Below are 19,915 nucleotides of genomic sequence, written 5' to 3'. Positions count from 1 at the left end.
TCATTCCTTGCTGATGGCAATCGTTTGGGGTGCATTTTTTCTAAAAGATAAGCGAATTGCAGCAGTAGCGGCATTGTCTTGTTTGTTGCATTTTGTCGCAGATATTCCCATGCATAATGCCGATCTGGCCTTATACCCTTATGCCGAGCAATATTTAGGTTTTGGTGTGTGGGGAAAATGGGGCATCTGGTCCTGGATTTTTGAAATTATTTTTTCGGCGATATTACTGGCCTATGCCTATAGACAGCATCTACAAGCCCATGAAAATATTAAATGGCAGCTAGGCTTTATCGGCTTGCTTGCTTTGCAGATGTCACCGTGAACCTCGCCAATGAAACAGGTAGCGATGTTGTCTGAACCCTATGCTTCAATTTTTCATGGCATATTAGTGACAGTCGGTTTTATTGTTCCGACGATCATTTTGGCGTAGCTATATAAAAGAAGTGCTCGGTTGAGAAAATGCAATTAGGCCTTTATTGGATTAAAGGACATCAGCTATAGATTCTGATCCTCTTCATCCTCATGTCTCTGACGGATCTGGTCTCGTTTTATCTGGGGGTCTTTGTCTACGCCTAACTGACCACGCTGAATCTCCCGATCCTGCTTTTCTTGCGGGTCTAATTCCTCTTCTGGAAATTCTTCATTCACTTCTTCATCGGTTTCTTTATCTGGATTAATCATAAGCATTTACCTACTAAAATATGGATGCCGGGTACGCTTAGCTGCATCTCTGCCTGAATATTCTTGTTATTGTATTAGAGAGCTGTAATTACACTGTTGTGTTTATAAGCTGCTTGATTTTATAAATTGTGGCTTGTGTTAATGTTGGTATTCGTAGATGACTGGTCTACGCAGCTCAGCATAATTTGATTTTCATTTGATAGTTTTTTTAGATGAATGTTTTACCCAATGCAAGAAAATCAAGCTGATGAATGAGGTAGCAAAAAAGATCTGGGAATAACTACCACTTAATAAGTATCAATTCTGCCACCGCTATTTATTGGTAGTGGCAAGTGGTATTTCAATCTTTCTGGCCTATAATTCAGCTCAATCTTTTTCTGATCCTTTAGATCTACTTTGTATATGCCCCAATTATCCTCCTTTTTTCAGCAAAACCAGTTTTGTATTCTGGTGGAATATCTCACTTCATTAAATGAGATTTTTCCCGTGAAAACGGCATTTGCTGGCTATCCTGCTGTAATGACTTTGGCAGACCGTGTACATTCAGATCATGACATGGCGCCGCTTGAAGCGAGTAAGCGATATCCAGACTCAGTGGAAAAGGTTCTGCATTTTGCTGGCAAAGGACGGGATATTCAGGATTTTGAGTTATTCCTACAGCAAGCTAAGGCGGCTAATATCAACAATCTTTTATTGCTGACGGGCGACAAGCTAAAAGAACATCATGATGGAAAAGATGGAACAGAACGTAGCCGATATCTGGAGTCCGTCAATGCTGTCATGGCGGCCAAACAATCTGGCGGATTTTGCATTGGCGTTGCATTTAACCCGTTTAAATATGTTGAAGCAGAACGCGATGCCCAGTACTTAAAACTGCATAAGAAGATCAAAGCGGGTGCTGATTTTATTATCACCCAATTGGGTTATGACATTGATGCGCTCAAGCAGGCCAAGGCATTTTTAAAACGCCACCATTACCCACAGAAAATCCTCGCATGTGTGATGCCGCTCAGTTTAGCGCGCGCCAACTTTATGGTAAAAAATAAAGTTGCAGGGATTGTCATTACGCCGCATATGCTCAAAGTATTGGCAGATGAGAAACAGGCTGGACTGAGCGAGCGGGTTTATTTGCGCTGTGCTTTACAAATTTTGATGTGCAAACAGCTTGGATTTTCCGGTGTTGATTTATCTGCGTGTCATAAACCTGAAGAACAGATGCTGCTGGAAAGTTATATTGAGCAATATCGGCATCTGGGTTTAGATGCGCTTGAATCGCTGTGGATGTCCTTATGGCAAATTAAAACGGGGAAGGAGTTCATACCGGAACTATCTTCTTTTTCCCGCCAGCCATCATCTAGTCAGATGATTAAATATTATCAATTACATTTAATGCATGATGCTTTATTTGATTCAAAAATTGCCAAGGGTGTCGGCCGCTTTATTTTTAAATCGCCATTTTGGGAACGCAAGGCTGCTGCAAAAACCTTGCTGAAAACTGAATTCATCAGCAAGCATAGTATTGTCGGCTGTGAAAGTTGTGGGCAATGCCGTTTGGGCGATACCTTATATATCTGCCCGGAAACCTGTCCGAAGGGTTTAGCCAATGGACCGTGTGGCGGGACAAGCTTAGACCGCTGTGAATTTGGTGATCGAGAATGTATTCATTCAGTTAAAGCAAGACTCGCCAAGGCGGTAGAACAAACCCAAGTGTTAAAAGAAAAACTGATTCCAACTGTACCGATTGAAGTACGCGGAACCAGTTCTTGGAAGAATTGGTATGCAGCGACAGAGGTTTAAAGGACTGTTACTTCAAGGATCATTGTTAATCTTCATCATCCTTGGCATTAGAATAGAATTTCACCCCAAGTTTGATTCGATCTCGGCCTTGGCTCATACGCCAGCGGTTGGTATCTCGCAGTGAATACACGCAGCCACAGTATTCCTGTTGATAAAATTCCTCATTTTTACTGATTTCTAGCATACGTACAGCACCGCCATTTTTACGCCAGTTATAGTCCCAATAAGTAATGCTTGGGTAATGTGAAGCAGAACGATGACCACAATCATTAATCTGTTTCATATTTTTCCAGCGTGAAATACCCAATGAGCTACTGATCAGGCTAAAACCATTTTCTGCTGCATACAGGGCAGTGCGTTCAAAGCGCATATCGAAACACATGGTACAGCGGATGCCTTTTTCAGGTTCATTTTCCATGCCTTTGGCGCGTTGAAACCAGAGTTGTCTGTGTCGTAGTCACAGTCGATAAATGGAATATTGTGCTTTTCTGCAAAGCGGATATTCTCCTCTTTACGGATTTCATATTCTTTGACGGGGTGAATATTAGGGTTATAAAAGAAGATTGAAAAGTCGATGCCCGATTCAATCAATGTTTCCATCACTTCACCTGAGCATGGTGCACAGCAAGAGTGGAGCAGAAGTTTGTCATGACCTTCTGGCAAAGTCAGTTTTTGGCGTTCGAGTTTGTTCGACATAATCATTATAAGCTTTAAATCTAGACCTACTATTCTAGTGATTTGCTTGGTCTAAAAAGAATGAATAGGTTGATCTTTTCTCATCTTAAAATGAGCTAGATTCACTTTGAATGAAATTCAAGCTTTCCTCATTAGCGCTTAAATCTGAATAAATAGGTATTGGATTTAGTTTGTAGGCTTTAGATGCTGCTATTAAGTTTTATTGATAAATCACAATAAGTTATTGTTATTTAATTAATTATATTTTTTTTAGTAGTAATTATTACTCAGATAATCCTCTCTTAATTTCAGCTGTTTGAATGAATTTCATTGAATCACACTGCTAAAAATGAATTTTTCTCACTTTATGTTGAGGTTAAATCATTTTTATTCATCTTTGAATTCACGTATAAATTGCTCCATACAGAAATTTTGATTTATTTTTTAGAAATTAGGGCAGTGAATACCATGAGCAATAAATTTGCATGTTCAATTAAAAAAATCCGTTTTGATGAGAACTACGAGCCAGCAAACAATACACGTTTGACGACTAACTTTGCTAATTTGGCACGTGGTGAAAGCCGCCAAGAAAATCTTCGTCGTACACTTGCAATGATTAACAACCGCTTTAATAGCTTGGCAACGGTCGATAATCCAAAAGGTGATCGTTATTCACTTGAAATCGATATCATCTCTGCAGAAATTGATATCGAAGGCAATGGTCAAACTTTCCCATTCATTGAAACCTTAAAAAGTACCATTATCGATCATCATACCAATGAACGTATTGAAGGCATGATTGGCAACAGCTTTTCATCTTATGTGCGTGATTATGACTTTAGTGTGGTATTGCCAGCACTAGGCTGCAAGTTTAATGAAAAGCCTGAAGACTTTGGCGACCTGCACGGCAAGCTGTATCAACATCTCGTGAATTCAGAGGTCTTTAAAGCTGAATTTAACAAACAGCCTGTGATTTGTTTAAGTGTTTCAACGACTAAAACGTATTACCGCAGCGCGAATGTGCATCCGATTTTAGGTGTGGAATATACCAATGATGATTACTCACGTACCGATGAATACTTCGCAAAAATGGGCTTAAGCGTGCGTTACTTCAAGCCTGAAAATGGCAATGCGCCGTTGGCATTCTACTGTGCAGGTGACTTATTACGTGATTACACTGATTTCGAATTGATCAGCGCGATCAGCACTATGGAAAGCTTCCAAAGAATCTATCGTCCTGAAATTTATAATACCAATTCACCTGCAGGTGTGGTGTATCAGCCAAGCTTGAGCTATGGGGATTATTCATTAACCCGTATTGTCTATGACCGTGTTGAACGTGGTGAATTGGCTGTGAAACAAGGCAAATGGACAGAAGAAAACTTCATCAAGCCTTATAAAGACATCCTTGATGAATGGGCTGCCAATTTCAAAGTGGAAACTGCTCAGCAAGACACCGCTGCCTAATACATCACACATATAAATGAATTTAGAGAAAGAAGATTAGACATGGCCATTTTATTACCAACATCAACTGCTGGCAGCTTACCGAAACCGTCTTGGCTTGCAGAACCTGAAAAACTTTGGTCAGCTTGGAAACTTGAAGGCGAAGAGTTGCTTGAAGCGAAACGTGATGCCTTAAAATTGTCTCTACATGAGCAACGCCAAGCCGGGATTGATATCGTAAGTGATGGTGAACAAACCCGTCAGCACTTCGTGACTACATTCATCGAGCATCTTGAAGGTGTGGACTTTGAAAAACGTGAAACCATGCGTATCCGTAACCGTTATGATGCCAGCGTGCCATCAGTGGTGGGTGAAGTTTCGCGTAAAAAAGCAGTTTTTGTTGATGATGCGAAATTCTTGCGTAGCCAAACCAATCAACCGATCAAATGGGCGTTACCTGGTCCGATGACTATGATTGACACGCTTTATGATGGTCATTATAAGAGCCGTGAAAAACTGGCTTGGGAATTTGCCAAAATTCTGAACCAAGAGGCGCTTGAGTTAGAGGCAGCAGGAGTGGATATCATTCAGTTTGATGAACCTGCCTTTAACGTGTTCTTTGATGAAGTGAATGATTGGGGCGTGGCGACTTTAGAACGTGCGCTTGAAGGGCTGAAATGTGAAACTGCGGTACACATTTGCTACGGTTATGGCATTAAAGCCAATACCGATTGGAAAAAGACTTTAGGCAATGAATGGCGTCAATATGAGCAAGCATTCCCTAAGCTGCAACAATCTAAGTTAGATATCATCTCTCTTGAATGTCAAAATTCACGTGTACCGATGGATCTGATTGAACTGATTCGTGGCAAAAAAGTCATGGTTGGGGCGATTGATGTGGCGACCAACCAAATCGAAACCCCTGAGGAAGTGGCGAATACATTGCGTAAAGCACTGCAATTTGTCGATGCTGACAAGCTTTATCCATCGACCAACTGCGGCATGACACCTTTATCTCGTCAAGTCGCTCGCGGTAAACTCGAAGCATTAAGCGCAGGTGCTGCCATTGTTCGTCAAGAACTGACCGCTTAATTCTAAGCTGTCTCAATAAGTGCAGGGTGGATGATATATCAAATCATCCATTTCCCTGACTTGAGTAAGAGACAAGCCATAAATACATTTGGGATAGAAGAGATGATTGAAGCAACCGAGTTTAGAAATGCAATGTCCTTGTTAACGACTGCTGTGAATGTAATCACAACCCAAGGTACAGCAGGGATGCATGGTTTCACCGCATCCGCCGTATGTAGTGTGACCGATACACCGCCGACATTACTGGTTTGTATGAATCAATCATCTCGCTCACATGCACATTTTATTGAAAATAAAGTCCTATCAGTAAATGTACTCAGCACACAGCATGAACAGATCTCAAATGCATTTGCATCGAGCAAATTCAGTTCTGAACAGCGATTTCAATTGGGTGCTTGGACAACACTAAAAACAGGTGCTCCGATTCTCGAAGATGCTATGGTGAGTTTTGATTGCCAAATTGAAGAGATTCAAAACGTCGGCACACACAGCATTTTCTTATGTCGTGTCTTAGCGATTAAACAAAGTCAGCAAGAAGAAAGCCTAGTCTATTTTAACCGTGCTTATCATCAAGTCGGTCAACTCGAACTTGCTTAATTAATCATTGCTTCAATATTCTATTCTTTAAAAGTCAGTATATCGTGGAACTTATTATTTTTTTAGCCATCGGGGCACTTGCTGGATTTGCAGCAGGTCTGTTCGGTGTCGGTGGTGGCACGATTATCGTCCCACTCTTGTTTATTGTCTTTACCCAAATGGATTACAGTCCTGATGTCATTATGCATTTGGCGTTAGGGACTTCACTCGCGACAATCGTCGTTACATCGATTAGCTCATTGATGGCACACCATAAAAATGGCGCGGTGATGTGGCCGGTATTTAAAAACCTGGCGCCACCGATGGCGATCGGCTGTTTTGCCGGAGCAGCCATTGCTGGATGGCTTTCAGGAATACATCTTCAACTCATTGTTGGTTTATTCTTGATTTGGGTAGCATATACCATGTTTACTGGTGCTAAAAAGGCAGTCGATCCAACAAAATCTTTGCCTTCAACAGGTAAACAAATTGCTGCAGGTTCTGTGATTGGTGTGGCTTCAGCCATTTTTGGGATTGGCGGTGGTAGTGTTACTGTGCCATATCTCACCCGTTATGGTGTGGTGATGCAAAAGGCGGTCGGAACATCTGCTGCATGTGGTCTACCGATTGCCATTGCAGGTGCTCTGGGCTTTATGATTTTTGGGATGAAAGCGCATGCAGCTGTTCCCAATAGTATTGGCTATGTACATACTTATGCATTCTTAGGCATCAGTCTCATGAGCTTCTTTACCGCAAAGTTGGGTGCAAAAGCAGCGCATGCATTATCACCACAAGTGCTTAAAAAATGTTTTGCCTTATTGTTGGTGATTGTAGGATGTTTTTTCCTGTTTAAGGGCTTCAATTAAATCATAATCAGCAAATAAAGCTCACTATATGTGCAATGCTGTTCACTTAAGCATTTGAGGCGTTGCTAAATTTATTAGAAAATCCGATGTCAGATTTGGCATCGGATTTTTTATGATTTTTTAAAAATAGGATATTCTAGACTTTTATAATCAGCCCATAAAATATTGACACAAAACATAGACTCAAAGTATTGATTTAAAATAGCATTTTTGAATGATTTGCTTAATTCATTATCTACAGAAAGGTGTTTGAGGCCTAAAATGCCTCGAACAGTAAAGATATCAAAAAAACCGTTATCAGGTAGACCACAATGCTGAACCTCTTAAGTGAACAGCATTGCACTATATGTGGGCTTTATTATTTTATAGCAATTAAATTTATATTCGGCTTTTTGCATAAGTCGAGTTTTGAATAATATTTGATTCACAATGAGAATTCCCTCATCCTTTGAAAAGGATGGGCGTTAATACGCGCAAGAGGGAAAGGATTTGTATGAAAAATTCCCTTCATCCTATTGCACAGCGTTGCTGCTCATCTAAATCATTAACAAATCAACAGCAGACGATATACATTATTTTCCACAGGCGCTCTATGTACACAAGGCAAAACTTGCTGTGTTGGATGATCAACTGCCAAGCGCCAAAGATGTCCTAGGCCTAAATTCACAGGTTTTGCATCAGCTTTAGGTTGGTAATGCAGATCAAAATAATATTCTTCAAGGAAGCATTCAAACTCAGCTTCCGTACCATCATGTAATGCTTGAAGTTTTTCTCTAATTTCAGGAATCAAAATCTTTTGCTCAACCTGATCATTCGGCAAGATATCGCTTGCCGCACCGTAATAGGTACATAAAAAGGTATCTGTACCAATCGGTGAGCGATCGACATGAAAGGAATAGACATCTGTCGAAATAAAATCCAGTTCATCATCCCGTTCATAACTTTTAAGCAAGTTCAGAGAAGGGGATGCTCCGAAATCGGTTAAAAGCTGCATATCCTTTAAAATATTTTCTCTAGCCAGATGACCATTTTCTGAAAGCTGAAGCGCCAAAAGATCTTCAATAGAAACTTCCGTAATGTTCTCTTTTAAATGAAGTTTAGCGACAATCTCTTTAAAATCACCCGTCAAATTTCTAGACCAGCAAATGGCATTCATATCGTCTTGAAAATTTGAATGAACAAGTTCAGAAAAAGTTGAAACCACACTAATTTGATTGTTGCCAGAAAATGTATTCGTCATACCCGAATGAAATTACTCATTAATCATGTCTAATTATATACACTCAGCGCTATAGAGATGGAGAATGATTAAGGACATAAGACAATTTTATAGACGACACCATTTTCGATATAAGTCATACAATCTCAATTGTCGTATTCAAGATCATGAGTGAAATCTTTTAATATGACTCTTTTGAGTTTTAATAACAGAAAGTGCAATAATGACTCCTTAAATATGAGAATGAAAAATTTCATAAATAAAATCATAATTAACTTTATTGCACACGAGTCAGGCAGGACATCATAAGAGCTAAGCGTTCTACATATATCTTATTTAACATAATATACATTATACGAAATGTTATCTATATCCCTTATATAAAGCATGTTCGCTATACATCGTTCATTTAATTAAACTTGTTACTCTATTGATTCAAAACTGATCGTTCGGCAATAATTATTCAATCTTAGTAAATTTAAATCAAAACAATTAAGTGTCATTAGGTATCTCATCTTTTCATAGTCTGCAAGTTATCTAAATATTAAAATTAGAGTTGTTACTTACCCAACAGTATTATTCTCCCTTAAAGTGACTTATTAGAAATGTTCTATTGAGTTGCTTCTTATTCCATTAATTTTTTCGGATTCCAGTGAGAACTTTGCGCAATAAAAATTTGCTTAGTTGAATCGCTACAAAATGTGTATTTATTTTAATCACTCTTACATATCATAGATATCAAATTAATTAATTTATATTTATAAATCAATAATATATATATTTATAAGCATAGATATTCTGTTTAAAATGATTGATTTAAGTACCTTCTTCTTACTTGCAATTATATATATTCAGCCACATCATTAACGCATAAGGCTTTATATCAAGTGAGTAGAATCATGACGCCTGAACAACGCTTCCAAGCCGTATTAGCCCAATCCAAACAGCATGATGATGAGGAATCCCAACGGTCAAAGTTGGAAAATAATTTAATCGTGATCAGTCATGAACTTAAGGAACTTGCAGATACGCTTGAAGAACAAGTCACCGATCTGATCTTCATTGAAATGGATAAATTTTTAGAGTCTCAAGGATGGACTTCAGAATTTAATAATGCCAAAAATAAAAGATATAGCCTAAATCATAAAAATATTTATATCACCGCCCTAAAACCTGTCAGTGGAAAATTTCTATTTGTAATCAAGCATGATCTATTTAACAGTACCGAACATCGGGTTGAAGTCTGCTTTAAAGACAGTACAACCTTAAGCCATTTTAAAACAGCGATGCAAGGTGGAGATATTAAAAATGATATACCAATCAAAGCACTTGAAGATTGGTTAAAGGGCTTACAGTCAACCCAACAACTGTTAAAAATAGAAAGTGAGAAGCTCCAACCGGATGGTTTGACTTATGAAATCATTAAAGTGGGACAAATTCACCATAAAAGACTACCTAACTTTATCGAAGCATTTTTATCCATTCTGGAAAATAGATAAACCAGTTTAAAGCCAGGTCTAAATTTTTTGCATTGGATTTATAATAGCTATTCATAGCACGCTTTCAATATGCTCCTGCAAATTTAAAACTATAACTGTTATATAAATATTTCACTTTTTTGTATCTATAGATGTTCATTTACATCGTCAATAATCAAGCTAACAGATAGACAAATTGAGATAGCCTGATGAACGATCAAGAGCAAAAAAGACAGCAAAAATACGCTGACAGTGGCATTTCAGATAAAGCTTTCAAACGCGCCATCATTTGGTTCGGGATTTATGCTTTATTGTTCTGTATTGGTGTCGCATTCGTGGTTAATGCAGATAATTCATATCTTCCATAATTTCAATATAACCAAATCTATGATCAAGCAGCATGTTTTCGTCAAGCATGCTGCTTTTTTTTAGTTTAATGATATTGAATTTTAGTCTGCATATATTCACCGTAGACTGAAAGTTTTTCAAAAATATGCTCTGAATAAAACATATCGTCTACCAGCAATTGCGCTTGATAAAATCCATATAAATCTAATATTTTCAATAACTTGGCATTAATTTGAGAAAATTTTGTACAAAGTTGTATGTATTCATCACTTTTATTCTTAAATAATAGTTGTAACATATTGATTTTATTTATATCTAAGTATTCAGATTGCTGTTCTAGAGCAATGACTTGAATCTGCACATGCAAAAAATCAGCGATTAGATTAATCAATTCCAGATTGACATTCAGACGCGTAACACAAACTATTCTAGATACTTTTGAATTACATAAACCATTGATTAAATTTAGATAAAATAAGTCTTCCCGCGTCATTCCTTCATCATTTAATTGTAGAGATAAGCCTAGGCTGTCCAATAGTTCATCAAAATTAAAGCTGAGATTGTTATAACTAGCCTGATAATACCGCGACAAAATGCTTAAAATTTGTTCATTTTTGGCTGTGTAATAAATGACCTTTCGATTCAGATTCGCCAATATAAAAGGTGAGAAAAAATAAGCTACATCTTCAATATGCGCTGTAATGGGGTCTTGCAGAATCACAATGTGCCCTGCCTTCTCTATTTCTCTGAGCTTTTTTGCTCTTAATAATGTGGCTTCGACATTTAAATATTTTTGCTTGAGTAACCCTTCAATCTGCGAAGAAACTTTATGTCCTGTAAGCAACTGCTGGATAAAATTTAGTTGCGATATTTCAAACATGTGTTACTCCATTTCAACATTTTATGCACATTCATCATGTGTCTGCATTCAGTGTGCGCTAGTATTGCAAATATTTTTGAATATGATAGATACAGCATCAGTCATAAAATTTATAACAGATCTGCATTTTTAGATAAATCTGTTATAAAAATACTTTAATATTTACCAAATACATTTATATTTATAGACAGTTACTTTTCATAAATCATACTTCCACATGTATAAGTCAGAACAGCTTGCTCATCAATTAAGACAACTGATTGAAAGTGGTATCCTGAAAGCCCATGAAAAACTCCCTTCCTTACGTGAACAAGTGCAGCTTTCCGGTTTTAGCCTGATTACCGTGATGAATGCTTATCAAGAGCTTGAATCTAGAGGGTTAATTTATGCGAAAGAAAAATCTGGCTACTACATTGCCAATACATATGCTGACCATGAACACAACACACCTTTAATTGTTTCTCTCAATTCTAATATTGAGATCAATTCATTAATTTTTAAGTATCTGAAATCCATTCAGGGTGAACATATTGTTCCGTTTGGTTCGGCATTTCCGGCCAGTGATTTGGTCTATTCCAAAAAACTGACCCAGATTATGGGACAAATTGCACGTAATAAAAAAAGTTATGATGCTATCGATAACTTGCCACCCGGAAATTTTGCCTTACGCAAACTGATCGCCCAACGCTATTGTATGCAAGGTATCGCAACTGACCCTGATGACATTGTCATTACATCGGGTGCTATGGATGCGCTGAATCTGGCGTTACAAGCAATTGCTCAACCAGGTGACTATATTGTTTTGCAGCAAAATATTTTTTATGGTGCCTGGCAAGCGGCTGAACGTTTAGGCCTAAAAGTGGTCACGATTCCAGAGCATCCAAAACATGGATTTGACCTGGACGCTTTTGAACATATCTTAAAAACCTATCCGGTAAAACTCTGCTGGTTCATGTTGAATAGCCATAATCCTATAGGTTTTACCATTTCAGAAGATATAAAATTCCAAATTTCAAAATTATTACATCAATATCAAGTTCATATGATTGAAGATGACGTATATGAAGAAATGTATTTTGGACATAACAAGCCTTTGCCCATGACCTATTATGATCAAAATAATTTGATCCTCCACTGCTCTTCTTTTTCTAAAACTTTGGGTGCAACGTTTCGTGTGGGTTGGGTGCATGCTGGGAAATACTCGCAGCATATTCAGCATTTGCAGTTAATGAGCACTATTTCGGTCAATTCTTTACTGCAAACCGCTTTAGTGGAATTTTTGTCTAATTTTCATTATGAAAAGCATCTTCGTAATTTACGAAAAAATTTACAGCATAATAAATTATTATTTTATAAATATTTAGAGTTAAATTTACCCCCTGAATGTAAAATTGAATATTATCCGAGTGGCTATTTTTTATGGCTGAAACTGCCTAAAAATGTAGACAGCATGCAAGTTTATGAAGTCCTTATCCAGCAGCACATAGGTATTGCACCAGGTCAACTTTTCAATATCACCGCACAAAAACAACATTATTTAAGGATGAACTGTTCATTTGAATGGTCAGATTCAGTTCAGCATTCACTCGATCAGGTTATTGCTACGCTGCAAGGTTTTATAATGGATGAATAGTTTAAATTGACAGTGAATATTGTCATGACTATGTTGTAAAATGATTTTGATCAGCCTTGTCTTCTTATGCTGATCTCTATAAGACAAAATGAAAAACAAAAATATACGGAAATACAGGGCTAAAATTATATGGAATCGCAAAATTCTAAACGAATTCATGCATTTGATAATGATGTAATGTCAGATCTAGATGCTGTGGGTATCGCACAATTAATTCGCAGTAAACAGGCTTCCGTACAGGAAGTAACAGCAGCCGCGATTGCCCGTGCACAACGCGTCAATCCACATCTCAATGCGATTCAGCTTGAATGTTTTGAGCGTGCTTTGTCAAAGCCACATTTCAAACCAACAGGAATTTTTGCCGGTGTTCCCTTCTTTTTTAAAGACAATACCGATTACCAAGGCCTGACAACCACACATGGCTCTAAAGCGGTACATGGTAAAACTGTATTAATTAATCCCAAAATCAGTCAACAAATTTTAGATCAGGGCTTTGTGGTTTTAGGTAAAACCACCCTGCCAGAATTTGGTTTAAATGCCACCACTGAGTTTAAAGATGGCAGTGCGACTGTTAATCCCTGGCATACAGACTATTCTTGCGGTGCATCTTCGGGTGGTTCTGCTGCAATGGTTGCCTCGGGTGTAGTGCCTATTGCCCATGCCAATGATGGAGGCGGTTCAATTCGAATCCCCGCTGCTTGCTGTGGTTTGATTGGACTTAAACCCAGTCGCGGTCGTACTTTTGATAGTGATGCAGCACGTTCTTTGCCCATTAATATCATTAGTGAAGGTGTAGTTACACGCAGTGTTCGTGATACAGCTTACTTTTATGCCGGTATGGAACAAAGATTTTATAATAAAAAACTGCCTAAAATTGGTTTAATCGAACAGCCTAACCAGCGCCGTTTACGAATCGGTTTAGTTACCCAATCCATCACTGGTCAAATTGATCAGGAAACATCATTCACCCTCAACCAGTCTGCGAAATTACTGGCAGACTTGGGTCATCATGTTGAAGAGTTTAAGTTGCCTATCTCCATTAACTTTGTTGATGATTTTAGTGAATATTGGGGTTTTTTATCCTTTATGATGCAAACCTTTGGCAAACAGGCTTTTGGGGCCGGATTTAATGCTAAAAAGCTGGATAATTTAACCGTTGGACTTGCTGGACTTTATAAAAAGAACTTTTATAAAACGCCGTTATTTTTGTACCGTTTAAAAAAAATGCAGCAACAGTATCAGGACATTTTTAACCAATATGATGTACTTCTTTCACCGGTATTAGCACATACAACCCCACAAATTGGTTATCTATCGCCTAGGCTTCCATTTGATCAATTATTTGATCGGATTCAAAATTACGTTACCTTTACTCCCATTCAGAATGTCGTTGGCGCCCCAGGAATGTCGATCCCGATGGGACAAACGCAAGTGGATGGCTTGCCAATTAGCATGCAGCTTTCTGCCAATATTGGTGATGAAAAGACTTTAATTGAATTGGCCTATGAAATTGAACAGGCAAAACCCTGGCGTAGAATTCAGGATGCTTGATCATAAAATGAATAAGGAAGCATCAAGCTTCCTTATTTAATATCGTTTTTAAAGGCAATTACTTATTGCACGTGAAACTCAATACGACGGTTTTTTCTACGACCCTCCGCAGTGGTATTATCAGCAACAGGTTGATTCGAACCGAAACCTTCTGCAGTTAACTTTGTAGCTGCAATATTTTTCCCAATTAAATAATTTTTCACTGTAGTTGCACGCTGCTGGCTTAAAGTCAGGTTTTTATTTGCATCACCAGAGCTATCCGTGTGGCCAATCACCTTCACTTTTTTACCGCTGACTTTATTCAATGCTACCGCCATTTCATCTAAAATTTGTGTGCCTGATGCAGTTAACACAGCACTTCCAGATTCAAATTCAATAATACGATGCTTTAATGTGGCATCAATCATTTGTTGCTCAGCTTGGTTTACGGATAATTGTGCATTTAAACGATAAGGCGCTGCTACAAGGCTGTGAAATTTTGTAGTTGTCGGCTGGAGGTCATGTTCATCGCTCATTTTTCCGGATAGATCCACCTGCGTACCACGTACGGTTAGTTTACCTTGTTTTACTTTTTTTAGGTCATCGGTAATGACATTACTCACAGCACCGCTCCAACCATTAGGAGCAGTAACAGCACGGACTTGAAGTCTATCGATGACATTCTCTTGCCCATAAGTCGTGTACATTTTATTTAAAATTTCTTGTTTACTGGCTTCATTGGGCACAGCCCCCTCAATGACAATCGATTCGGCATGGGTCACTATAGATAAGCTAAAAATTAAAAAAATGATCTGCAAAATAATTTTACTATATTGTTTTTTCATAATATTTTATTCATTAATAAATGTTTGTTTAAACAGTTTCATACTTTGGGTAAGACTTAGTTGGCGCTCACTTAAAACTTGTTCTAAAGCAGCAAGTCCTGCATTTTGTTCTAAATAAGGATCAATCCAGTTGGCTTGAAGCAGTGAAACCCAATGCCCGGAATCCATTTTTTGATTGAATATCTCGCTTAATGCAATAATATCGGCACCTTGGAAACCAAACAGCAACACGGGTTGCTTCAGATGCAAAATTCCAGTCCATAATTCTACATTTTGTTTTGAAACAAAATAACTGATCAAATTGACCCAAAAAGCGGCTATTTCATGGCTATAATTGGAGTTATTAACAGGTAAAATCAGGACTTTTTTGATCTGCTCCGTTCCTTGTTGAATCACGGGCTGCAACAATAATCCCAGACCGACCATACTTTGAGCCAGCTCATTGGCACTTAAGCTCATTAATTGTGAAAATGAATGAATAGTATGATCTTGATAAAATTCAGCACTTTCATTACGCGTAAGCACTTCAATTTCATTGCTTAATTTTCCCAGTTTATCCGGTAGAAGATCAGGCTCACTGAGCGACTGTATTTCCCTATTCTTTTGCAATAAATCAATTAAAGTCTGCTTATAACGCAAGGGTGCATAAAAAATATTATCACTGGGCGAATCAACTTCTAATAAATGACTCAGCAGCATTGGAAATTGACGACCTGAACTATCTTCACTGCTGATTAAATTGGCGACCAGAAAACTACTGTCCTGTGGATTTGCAATAAAAAAATCCAGCGCAGGGAGTTGTTTATAGTTTGTAGCAAAATCAGCTGATTGCATGGCATATTCCAATGCCTCAGTAATCCATTGATCTAGCAATTGAATTAAAGCAGACTGCCCTCGCGTTTTCAAAAAATCACCATGTGCGGGACATTTACCATAATAAATCGGGAAAGTTTTCATGGTAAGCATGAATATGCTCCCACTTTTTTTGTTGTGCGTATGATGTGCTTTATATTCATCATGGGGTAACTCCAGCACCATTATTCATACTTGCTAATGCAGGAGTGGCATTGGTTTTAACCATTGCCAGGGAGGTTGGGACTGCCTGTGCTGCAACCACACGAACCGATTTATCATTCACCACCTGATCAACCAGTTGCATGCCAGCATAACCACGACTCGAACCAATATGTCCCGAATTACCACTAATCAAACGGAAATTAACTTTTACGGCTAACTCAGGATTTTGTTGATCTTTCCAGATCATCTCAAAACTATCACCACGTTGTGTACGCTGTGCATGATCAATGAGACGGTTAATGCCATATTCTCCCGGCTCATCCAAGATGGTATGCATTTGTCCTTGCAAATCTACCGCGCTAATACGTGCACCAGGAATAGAACCTTGATTTGGCCAGACAAAATTCACCCATTGTTGAATGCCATTTTCATAAACCATTCTTTGGCCATCAATATCAATGGTATAAGACAGAAGTTGTGGATTTTCTAAAGGATAAAACTGGAAATTCGATTGATTGCTTACTGCGGTTGCCGTTGTTTGGTTCAGCTCCCCTGTTGCCATGCCATTATTGGGTGCCACATAACTTTGGAAATTCATTACAAATTGTGGATTCAAACTAACCCCCAAATCTTTCCAGGTTTTGGAGGTTAATAGATAGCCACGACGAATAACCAGCGGATCGAGATAGTCTTTGACAAAACGTGCAATACTGCCATTTTCACCCAAAATTTGACTGATTTCTTGGCGAGTGGCCTGCAATGTTGCAGAAGAGTTAAATGGATATTTTTGACTTAAATTAGCGCTAAATGGCTGATTCGCCTGGATCATCCATAATTTATTCATTTCATGCTGTGCTGGAATCAATAAGCAGGCAAAGGATTGAGTTAAGGGACTCATTAATAATTTTTGCAGAACTTGCTGATCTGGGTCATTCAGTCCAACAGTCATTTTTTCATCAATGATTTTTTGGCTATTATTAAAAACAGAGTTTTGATCATTAATCGTTTGCTTAACCAAAATAAAGGCTGCAGGACCAATATCTCCGGTACTTTTCAGATCATTAAATTTGCTCCTGACCTGTGCAAGTGACTGCATATATTCATCTAATAAAGATTTGTTTTGTTGATCATCGCGTTTACGAATTAATTGATAGAACATCTGGAATTCTTTTGAAATGACTCCTTGTGCCTGATTTGGCACATGGTTCATCACTTTAGGCTCATCCTGGGTTAAAATTTTAGATTTAAGCCATGCCATGAAACCGGTTTTTGGTGCAGCCAGTTCTGCCTGAAGCACAGGGTTATCCCAACTGGTTTCTTGAGCAATATGCTGAATAATGGCACGAATGGGGGAATTTTCTGGCTCGCCCAAAATATCAATATTTTTTGTTTGCTGGTTAAAATCGCTGGCTTTGGCATAGTAAATGCCATTTGAAAATTTACGCCACTCAGCTATATATTGCTGCTTATATAGTGCTGTTAATTGCTTACGGATCTGGTCTGAACTGCCACTAAAAGTGAGATCATCCGATTGAGTGCTATTTAACACCCAGTCTTTGCTATCTATTGGGCGGTTTGCGGCATCATCAATCGCTTTCTCTACATATTCATGCCATGCTTTATAGGTAAACATGCCAGGTAAGGCATAACTTCCCAGTACTGTATTTTGGCCATTTTCTCCCACTAACTGCTTTACGGTTACAGCAGGATAGCGCACTGCGGCACGCATTTTGATTTCGTTATACACACGGTCCCGTGCAGGCATCCCCCGAATGACAGCCAATAAAACCTGACGGGTCTGATCAACCAGCAAAGAGTCTGCTTCAAGGATTGGAAAATTTTGAGTATGTGCCAGTGTGATGCTATAGGATAATATTTGCTCCGCTTTCTGGATCATTTCACCGCGTGGCATCAGGCCACGATTTGCATCCAGCCAAGGACGCCAGAAACGTGTCAGCTGATCACCTAAATGACTTGGATCCATATATTGAGGATTACTCAGCATCAAGTAAGCCTTTAAAGCATTGTAAGCATCTTGGGGATTGCTTTCAGATGGTTCTAAATATTGCTGATTTTTATCGACTGTTTTTATTTCAACATTAATATGATTGGCCTTTAAAGTGGCTTCGTTGCTTTTTATACGCTGTAAATACTGTGCAATATTCTGTTGGGTCGGCTGCAAAAGCAGTTGTCTAATGCCTTTTAAATATTCAGCTTTTAATTTTTCTCGCAACGCATGACCCTGATACAGACCAAAGCTAAACTGTATAGGCTGATTTTCCTCGAATTGATCAAGCTGCTGCATACGCTCCTGTAAAATCAGCAAGGCATTCAGTTGCGTAGAGAGTTCTTGCCCGGATTGCTTTTCCAGTTGTACAACTTTGTCTAGATCGGCTTGCACATCGGCAATCAGTTGCTGATTATTCCGATATGACCAGACCCATAAACTTAAAATAATGGATATACCAAATAAGGCAATGATAAAGGCTAAGTAACGTTGTTTCTTGCGTACAGGATTAATATGCTGTTTAACCAAATTCTGGTCTTTCAAAATCACATTTGAAAATAAACCTTTTAGAAAGTAACCATGGTTTTGTGAAATCGAATTACTCAGTCCAGTATTTTCACTATTTAAGCTTTGTGATAAATGAAAATCCTGCGCAATCTGCTGGGTCATTGGACTTTCAATTACACCTTGTTGTAAGGCACTGGTAAAATAGAAACCACGGAATACAGGTTTAAACTGATAGGGATTTTCTTCAAATAAAGTCCCAATAAAAGTTTTCAGTGCTGGTTTTAAACTTTTGAACTCTAGAGGAAATGTCATCACACTGGGTGAAATATTCTGGCTATGACGTCGACTAAGATGCGTGGTACTTAGCCCTTTTAAACCATCATATAAAACAGCATAATGCTGTTCAAAAAGCGTCATTACATTCTGGACGGAATTTGGTTCGTACTTTAAAGTCGCTCCCCATACCTGATCAAACTCGTCGATCTCATAGCATTCAAAAAATTCAGTAAATCCTGCGATTAAATCCATTTTGGAAAATACTAAATAAACGGGTGCAAATATCTCTAAACGTTCGGTAATATCTTGAATGCGAGCTCTTAAATTTTTAGCCAGCTGGATTGATTTCTCGGGGCTTTGGCTGATCAGTTCGGCAATGCTGACCACTGCAATTAAACCGTTAACTGGCGCTCGGGTACGACTTTTCTTTAATAAATTCAAAAAGCCCAACCATTCAGGATGATCCTCGGCATAAACTGAATAGCGCCCGGCAGTATCCAGTAACACCCCTTCGGTAGAAAAAAACCAATCACAGTTTCGTGTCCCGCTTAGACCAGTAGAAATCATTTTTTGATGAGAGTCTTCAAAGGGAAATTTCAGCCCTGAATGATAAATTGCCGAACTTTTACCTGCAGCTGGATTGCCAATGACCATATACCAAGGTAATTCATATAGAGCTGCATTGCCTTTTTTATCTCCCAACTTTGATTTACGAATCAGTTGGATCGATTGTTTCATTTGCTGACTCATCAGCTGTAATTCTTGCGTATCTTTATGCTTGCCATATTCAGCTTGAGTATCATTTTCAATAGCTTTAGCAAGCACTGCACCCTGTTGCGTATGACGGTATTTTTGAATTAGCCGATATACGCCATAGCCGATGAGTGCGAAAACATAGGCTGCAACCAGCACCCAAAAAATATTTCGCGGAATGACATTATAGGAAGAAACCAATGCCACTAAAAAAGAGAGTGCAATTATGGCTTTGGGATGGGTTACATATTGCCAGATATAAGCTAAAACGGTATAAAACATGTGATT

16 protein-coding genes and 1 pseudogene are annotated in these 19,915 nt (G+C 38.4%); 10 read left to right on the top strand and 7 right to left on the bottom strand.

Features of this window, described 5'->3' with window-relative positions; genetic code table 11:
• Nucleotides 1-7 precede the first annotated feature (7 nt).
• Nucleotides 8-322, top strand: a complete 315-nt coding sequence (locus tag B9T26_RS01885; RefSeq protein ID WP_171262916.1) for a hypothetical protein — start codon at nucleotides 8-10, stop codon at nucleotides 320-322.
• 173 nt (nucleotides 323-495) lie between these two features.
• On the opposite strand, the gene B9T26_RS01880 is transcribed toward B9T26_RS01885, so the two are convergent.
• Nucleotides 496-681, bottom strand: a complete 186-nt coding sequence (locus tag B9T26_RS01880; protein ID WP_086198117.1) for a hypothetical protein — start codon at nucleotides 679-681, stop codon at nucleotides 496-498.
• A 402-nt stretch (nucleotides 682-1,083) separates the two neighbouring features.
• On the opposite strand from B9T26_RS01880, the gene B9T26_RS01875 reads away from it, so the two are divergent.
• Nucleotides 1,084-2,478 (top strand): methylenetetrahydrofolate reductase C-terminal domain-containing protein, encoded by a 1,395-nt coding sequence (locus B9T26_RS01875; protein WP_086198116.1) that lies wholly within the window; start codon nucleotides 1,084-1,086, stop codon nucleotides 2,476-2,478.
• 25 nt (nucleotides 2,479-2,503) lie between these two features.
• Here the strand turns inward: B9T26_RS01875 and B9T26_RS01870 are convergent.
• Nucleotides 2,504-3,174 (bottom strand): annotated as a pseudogene (locus tag B9T26_RS01870) (epoxyqueuosine reductase QueH).
• A 447-nt stretch (nucleotides 3,175-3,621) separates the two neighbouring features.
• On the opposite strand from B9T26_RS01870, the gene B9T26_RS01865 reads away from it, so the two are divergent.
• The 4 genes from B9T26_RS01865 to B9T26_RS01850 all read left to right on the top strand — a co-directional run bounded on the left by B9T26_RS01865 (nucleotide 3,622) and on the right by B9T26_RS01850 (nucleotide 7,133).
• Nucleotides 3,622-4,620: a putative oxygenase MesX gene (locus tag B9T26_RS01865; RefSeq protein ID WP_086198269.1), complete on the top strand. Its 999-nt coding sequence runs from the start codon at nucleotides 3,622-3,624 to the stop codon at nucleotides 4,618-4,620.
• Nucleotides 4,621-4,662: 42 nt separating this feature from the next.
• Nucleotides 4,663-5,691, top strand: coding sequence for a methionine synthase (locus B9T26_RS01860; RefSeq protein ID WP_086198115.1), 1,029 nt, complete (start codon nucleotides 4,663-4,665; stop codon nucleotides 5,689-5,691).
• Between the two features lie 102 nt (nucleotides 5,692-5,793).
• A complete protein-coding gene (locus B9T26_RS01855; protein WP_086198114.1) occupies nucleotides 5,794-6,288 on the top strand; it encodes a flavin reductase in 495 nt (164 codons plus the stop codon).
• A 44-nt stretch (nucleotides 6,289-6,332) separates the two neighbouring features.
• The gene (locus B9T26_RS01850) at nucleotides 6,333-7,133 is read left to right on the top strand and encodes a sulfite exporter TauE/SafE family protein (RefSeq protein WP_086198113.1); all 801 of its coding nucleotides are present in this window, start codon (nucleotides 6,333-6,335) and stop codon (nucleotides 7,131-7,133) included.
• A gap of 544 nt (nucleotides 7,134-7,677) precedes the next feature.
• Here B9T26_RS01850 and B9T26_RS01845 read toward each other — a convergent pair.
• Complete coding sequence (locus B9T26_RS01845; protein ID WP_086198112.1) at nucleotides 7,678-8,373, bottom strand: DUF1826 domain-containing protein; 696 nt, start codon at nucleotides 8,371-8,373, stop codon at nucleotides 7,678-7,680.
• A gap of 866 nt (nucleotides 8,374-9,239) precedes the next feature.
• On the opposite strand from B9T26_RS01845, the gene B9T26_RS01840 reads away from it, so the two are divergent.
• Together B9T26_RS01840 and B9T26_RS15625 are read left to right on the top strand one after the other, a co-directional pair.
• Nucleotides 9,240-9,851 (top strand): hypothetical protein, encoded by a 612-nt coding sequence (locus B9T26_RS01840; RefSeq protein ID WP_143222984.1) that lies wholly within the window; start codon nucleotides 9,240-9,242, stop codon nucleotides 9,849-9,851.
• 188 nt (nucleotides 9,852-10,039) lie between these two features.
• Nucleotides 10,040-10,198, top strand: a complete 159-nt coding sequence (locus B9T26_RS15625) for a hypothetical protein (protein WP_171262915.1) — start codon at nucleotides 10,040-10,042, stop codon at nucleotides 10,196-10,198.
• A 65-nt stretch (nucleotides 10,199-10,263) separates the two neighbouring features.
• Here the strand turns inward: B9T26_RS15625 and B9T26_RS01835 are convergent, their stop codons facing one another.
• Nucleotides 10,264-11,058 (bottom strand): hypothetical protein, encoded by a 795-nt coding sequence (locus B9T26_RS01835; RefSeq protein ID WP_086198111.1) that lies wholly within the window; start codon nucleotides 11,056-11,058, stop codon nucleotides 10,264-10,266.
• 217 nt (nucleotides 11,059-11,275) lie between these two features.
• Here B9T26_RS01835 and B9T26_RS01830 point away from each other — a divergent pair, with 217 nt between their 5' ends.
• Both B9T26_RS01830 and B9T26_RS01825 read left to right on the top strand, forming a co-directional pair.
• Complete coding sequence (locus tag B9T26_RS01830; RefSeq protein WP_086198110.1) at nucleotides 11,276-12,691, top strand: PLP-dependent aminotransferase family protein; 1,416 nt, start codon at nucleotides 11,276-11,278, stop codon at nucleotides 12,689-12,691.
• A 129-nt stretch (nucleotides 12,692-12,820) separates the two neighbouring features.
• Nucleotides 12,821-14,242 (top strand): amidase, encoded by a 1,422-nt coding sequence (locus B9T26_RS01825; protein WP_086198109.1) that lies wholly within the window; start codon nucleotides 12,821-12,823, stop codon nucleotides 14,240-14,242.
• 62 nt (nucleotides 14,243-14,304) lie between these two features.
• On the opposite strand, the gene B9T26_RS01820 is transcribed toward B9T26_RS01825, so the two are convergent.
• From B9T26_RS01820 to tssM, 3 genes are read right to left on the bottom strand one after another with little or no spacing between them, the layout of a single operon-like run.
• Complete coding sequence (locus tag B9T26_RS01820; protein ID WP_086198108.1) at nucleotides 14,305-15,066, bottom strand: OmpA family protein; 762 nt, start codon at nucleotides 15,064-15,066, stop codon at nucleotides 14,305-14,307.
• A gap of 6 nt (nucleotides 15,067-15,072) precedes the next feature.
• Nucleotides 15,073-16,032 carry a type VI secretion system-associated protein TagF gene (gene tagF, locus B9T26_RS01815; protein ID WP_086198268.1) on the bottom strand — a complete coding sequence of 320 codons (960 nt, stop codon included), beginning with the start codon at nucleotides 16,030-16,032 and terminating at the stop codon, nucleotides 15,073-15,075.
• A 49-nt stretch (nucleotides 16,033-16,081) separates the two neighbouring features.
• Complete coding sequence (tssM, locus tag B9T26_RS01810; protein ID WP_086198107.1) at nucleotides 16,082-19,909, bottom strand: type VI secretion system membrane subunit TssM; 3,828 nt, start codon at nucleotides 19,907-19,909, stop codon at nucleotides 16,082-16,084.
• Nucleotides 19,910-19,915 lie beyond the last annotated feature (6 nt).

The sequence above is a fragment of the Acinetobacter sp. ANC 4169 genome (assembly GCF_002135355.1).
In the GTDB taxonomy this organism is placed as follows: Bacteria; Pseudomonadota; Gammaproteobacteria; order Pseudomonadales; family Moraxellaceae; genus Acinetobacter.
The sequence above is the reverse complement of the archived record's forward strand: the minus strand, read 5'-3'. Positions and strand labels throughout refer to the sequence as shown.

Bases quoted from the DNA above. Each gene is read 5' to 3' on its own strand.
- B9T26_RS01880 (WP_086198117.1), bottom strand. From the start codon at position 681: ATGATTAATCCAGATAAAGAAACCGATGAAGAAGTGAATGAAGAATTT.
- B9T26_RS01875 (WP_086198116.1), top strand. From the start codon at position 1,084: ATGCCCCAATTATCCTCCTTTTTTCAGCAAAACCAGTTTTGTATTCTG.
- B9T26_RS01865 (WP_086198269.1), top strand. From the start codon at position 3,622: ATGAGCAATAAATTTGCATGTTCAATTAAAAAAATCCGTTTTGATGAG.
- B9T26_RS01860 (WP_086198115.1), top strand. From the start codon at position 4,663: ATGGCCATTTTATTACCAACATCAACTGCTGGCAGCTTACCGAAACCG.
- B9T26_RS01855 (WP_086198114.1), top strand. From the start codon at position 5,794: ATGATTGAAGCAACCGAGTTTAGAAATGCAATGTCCTTGTTAACGACT.
- B9T26_RS01845 (WP_086198112.1), bottom strand. From the start codon at position 8,373: ATGACGAATACATTTTCTGGCAACAATCAAATTAGTGTGGTTTCAACT.
- B9T26_RS15625 (WP_171262915.1), top strand. From the start codon at position 10,040: ATGAACGATCAAGAGCAAAAAAGACAGCAAAAATACGCTGACAGTGGC.
- B9T26_RS01835 (WP_086198111.1), bottom strand. From the start codon at position 11,058: ATGTTTGAAATATCGCAACTAAATTTTATCCAGCAGTTGCTTACAGGA.
- B9T26_RS01830 (WP_086198110.1), top strand. From the start codon at position 11,276: ATGTATAAGTCAGAACAGCTTGCTCATCAATTAAGACAACTGATTGAA.
- B9T26_RS01825 (WP_086198109.1), top strand. From the start codon at position 12,821: ATGGAATCGCAAAATTCTAAACGAATTCATGCATTTGATAATGATGTA.
- B9T26_RS01820 (WP_086198108.1), bottom strand. From the start codon at position 15,066: ATGAAAAAACAATATAGTAAAATTATTTTGCAGATCATTTTTTTAATT.
- tagF (WP_086198268.1), bottom strand. From the start codon at position 16,032: ATGCTTACCATGAAAACTTTCCCGATTTATTATGGTAAATGTCCCGCA.
- tssM (WP_086198107.1), bottom strand. From the start codon at position 19,909: ATGTTTTATACCGTTTTAGCTTATATCTGGCAATATGTAACCCATCCC.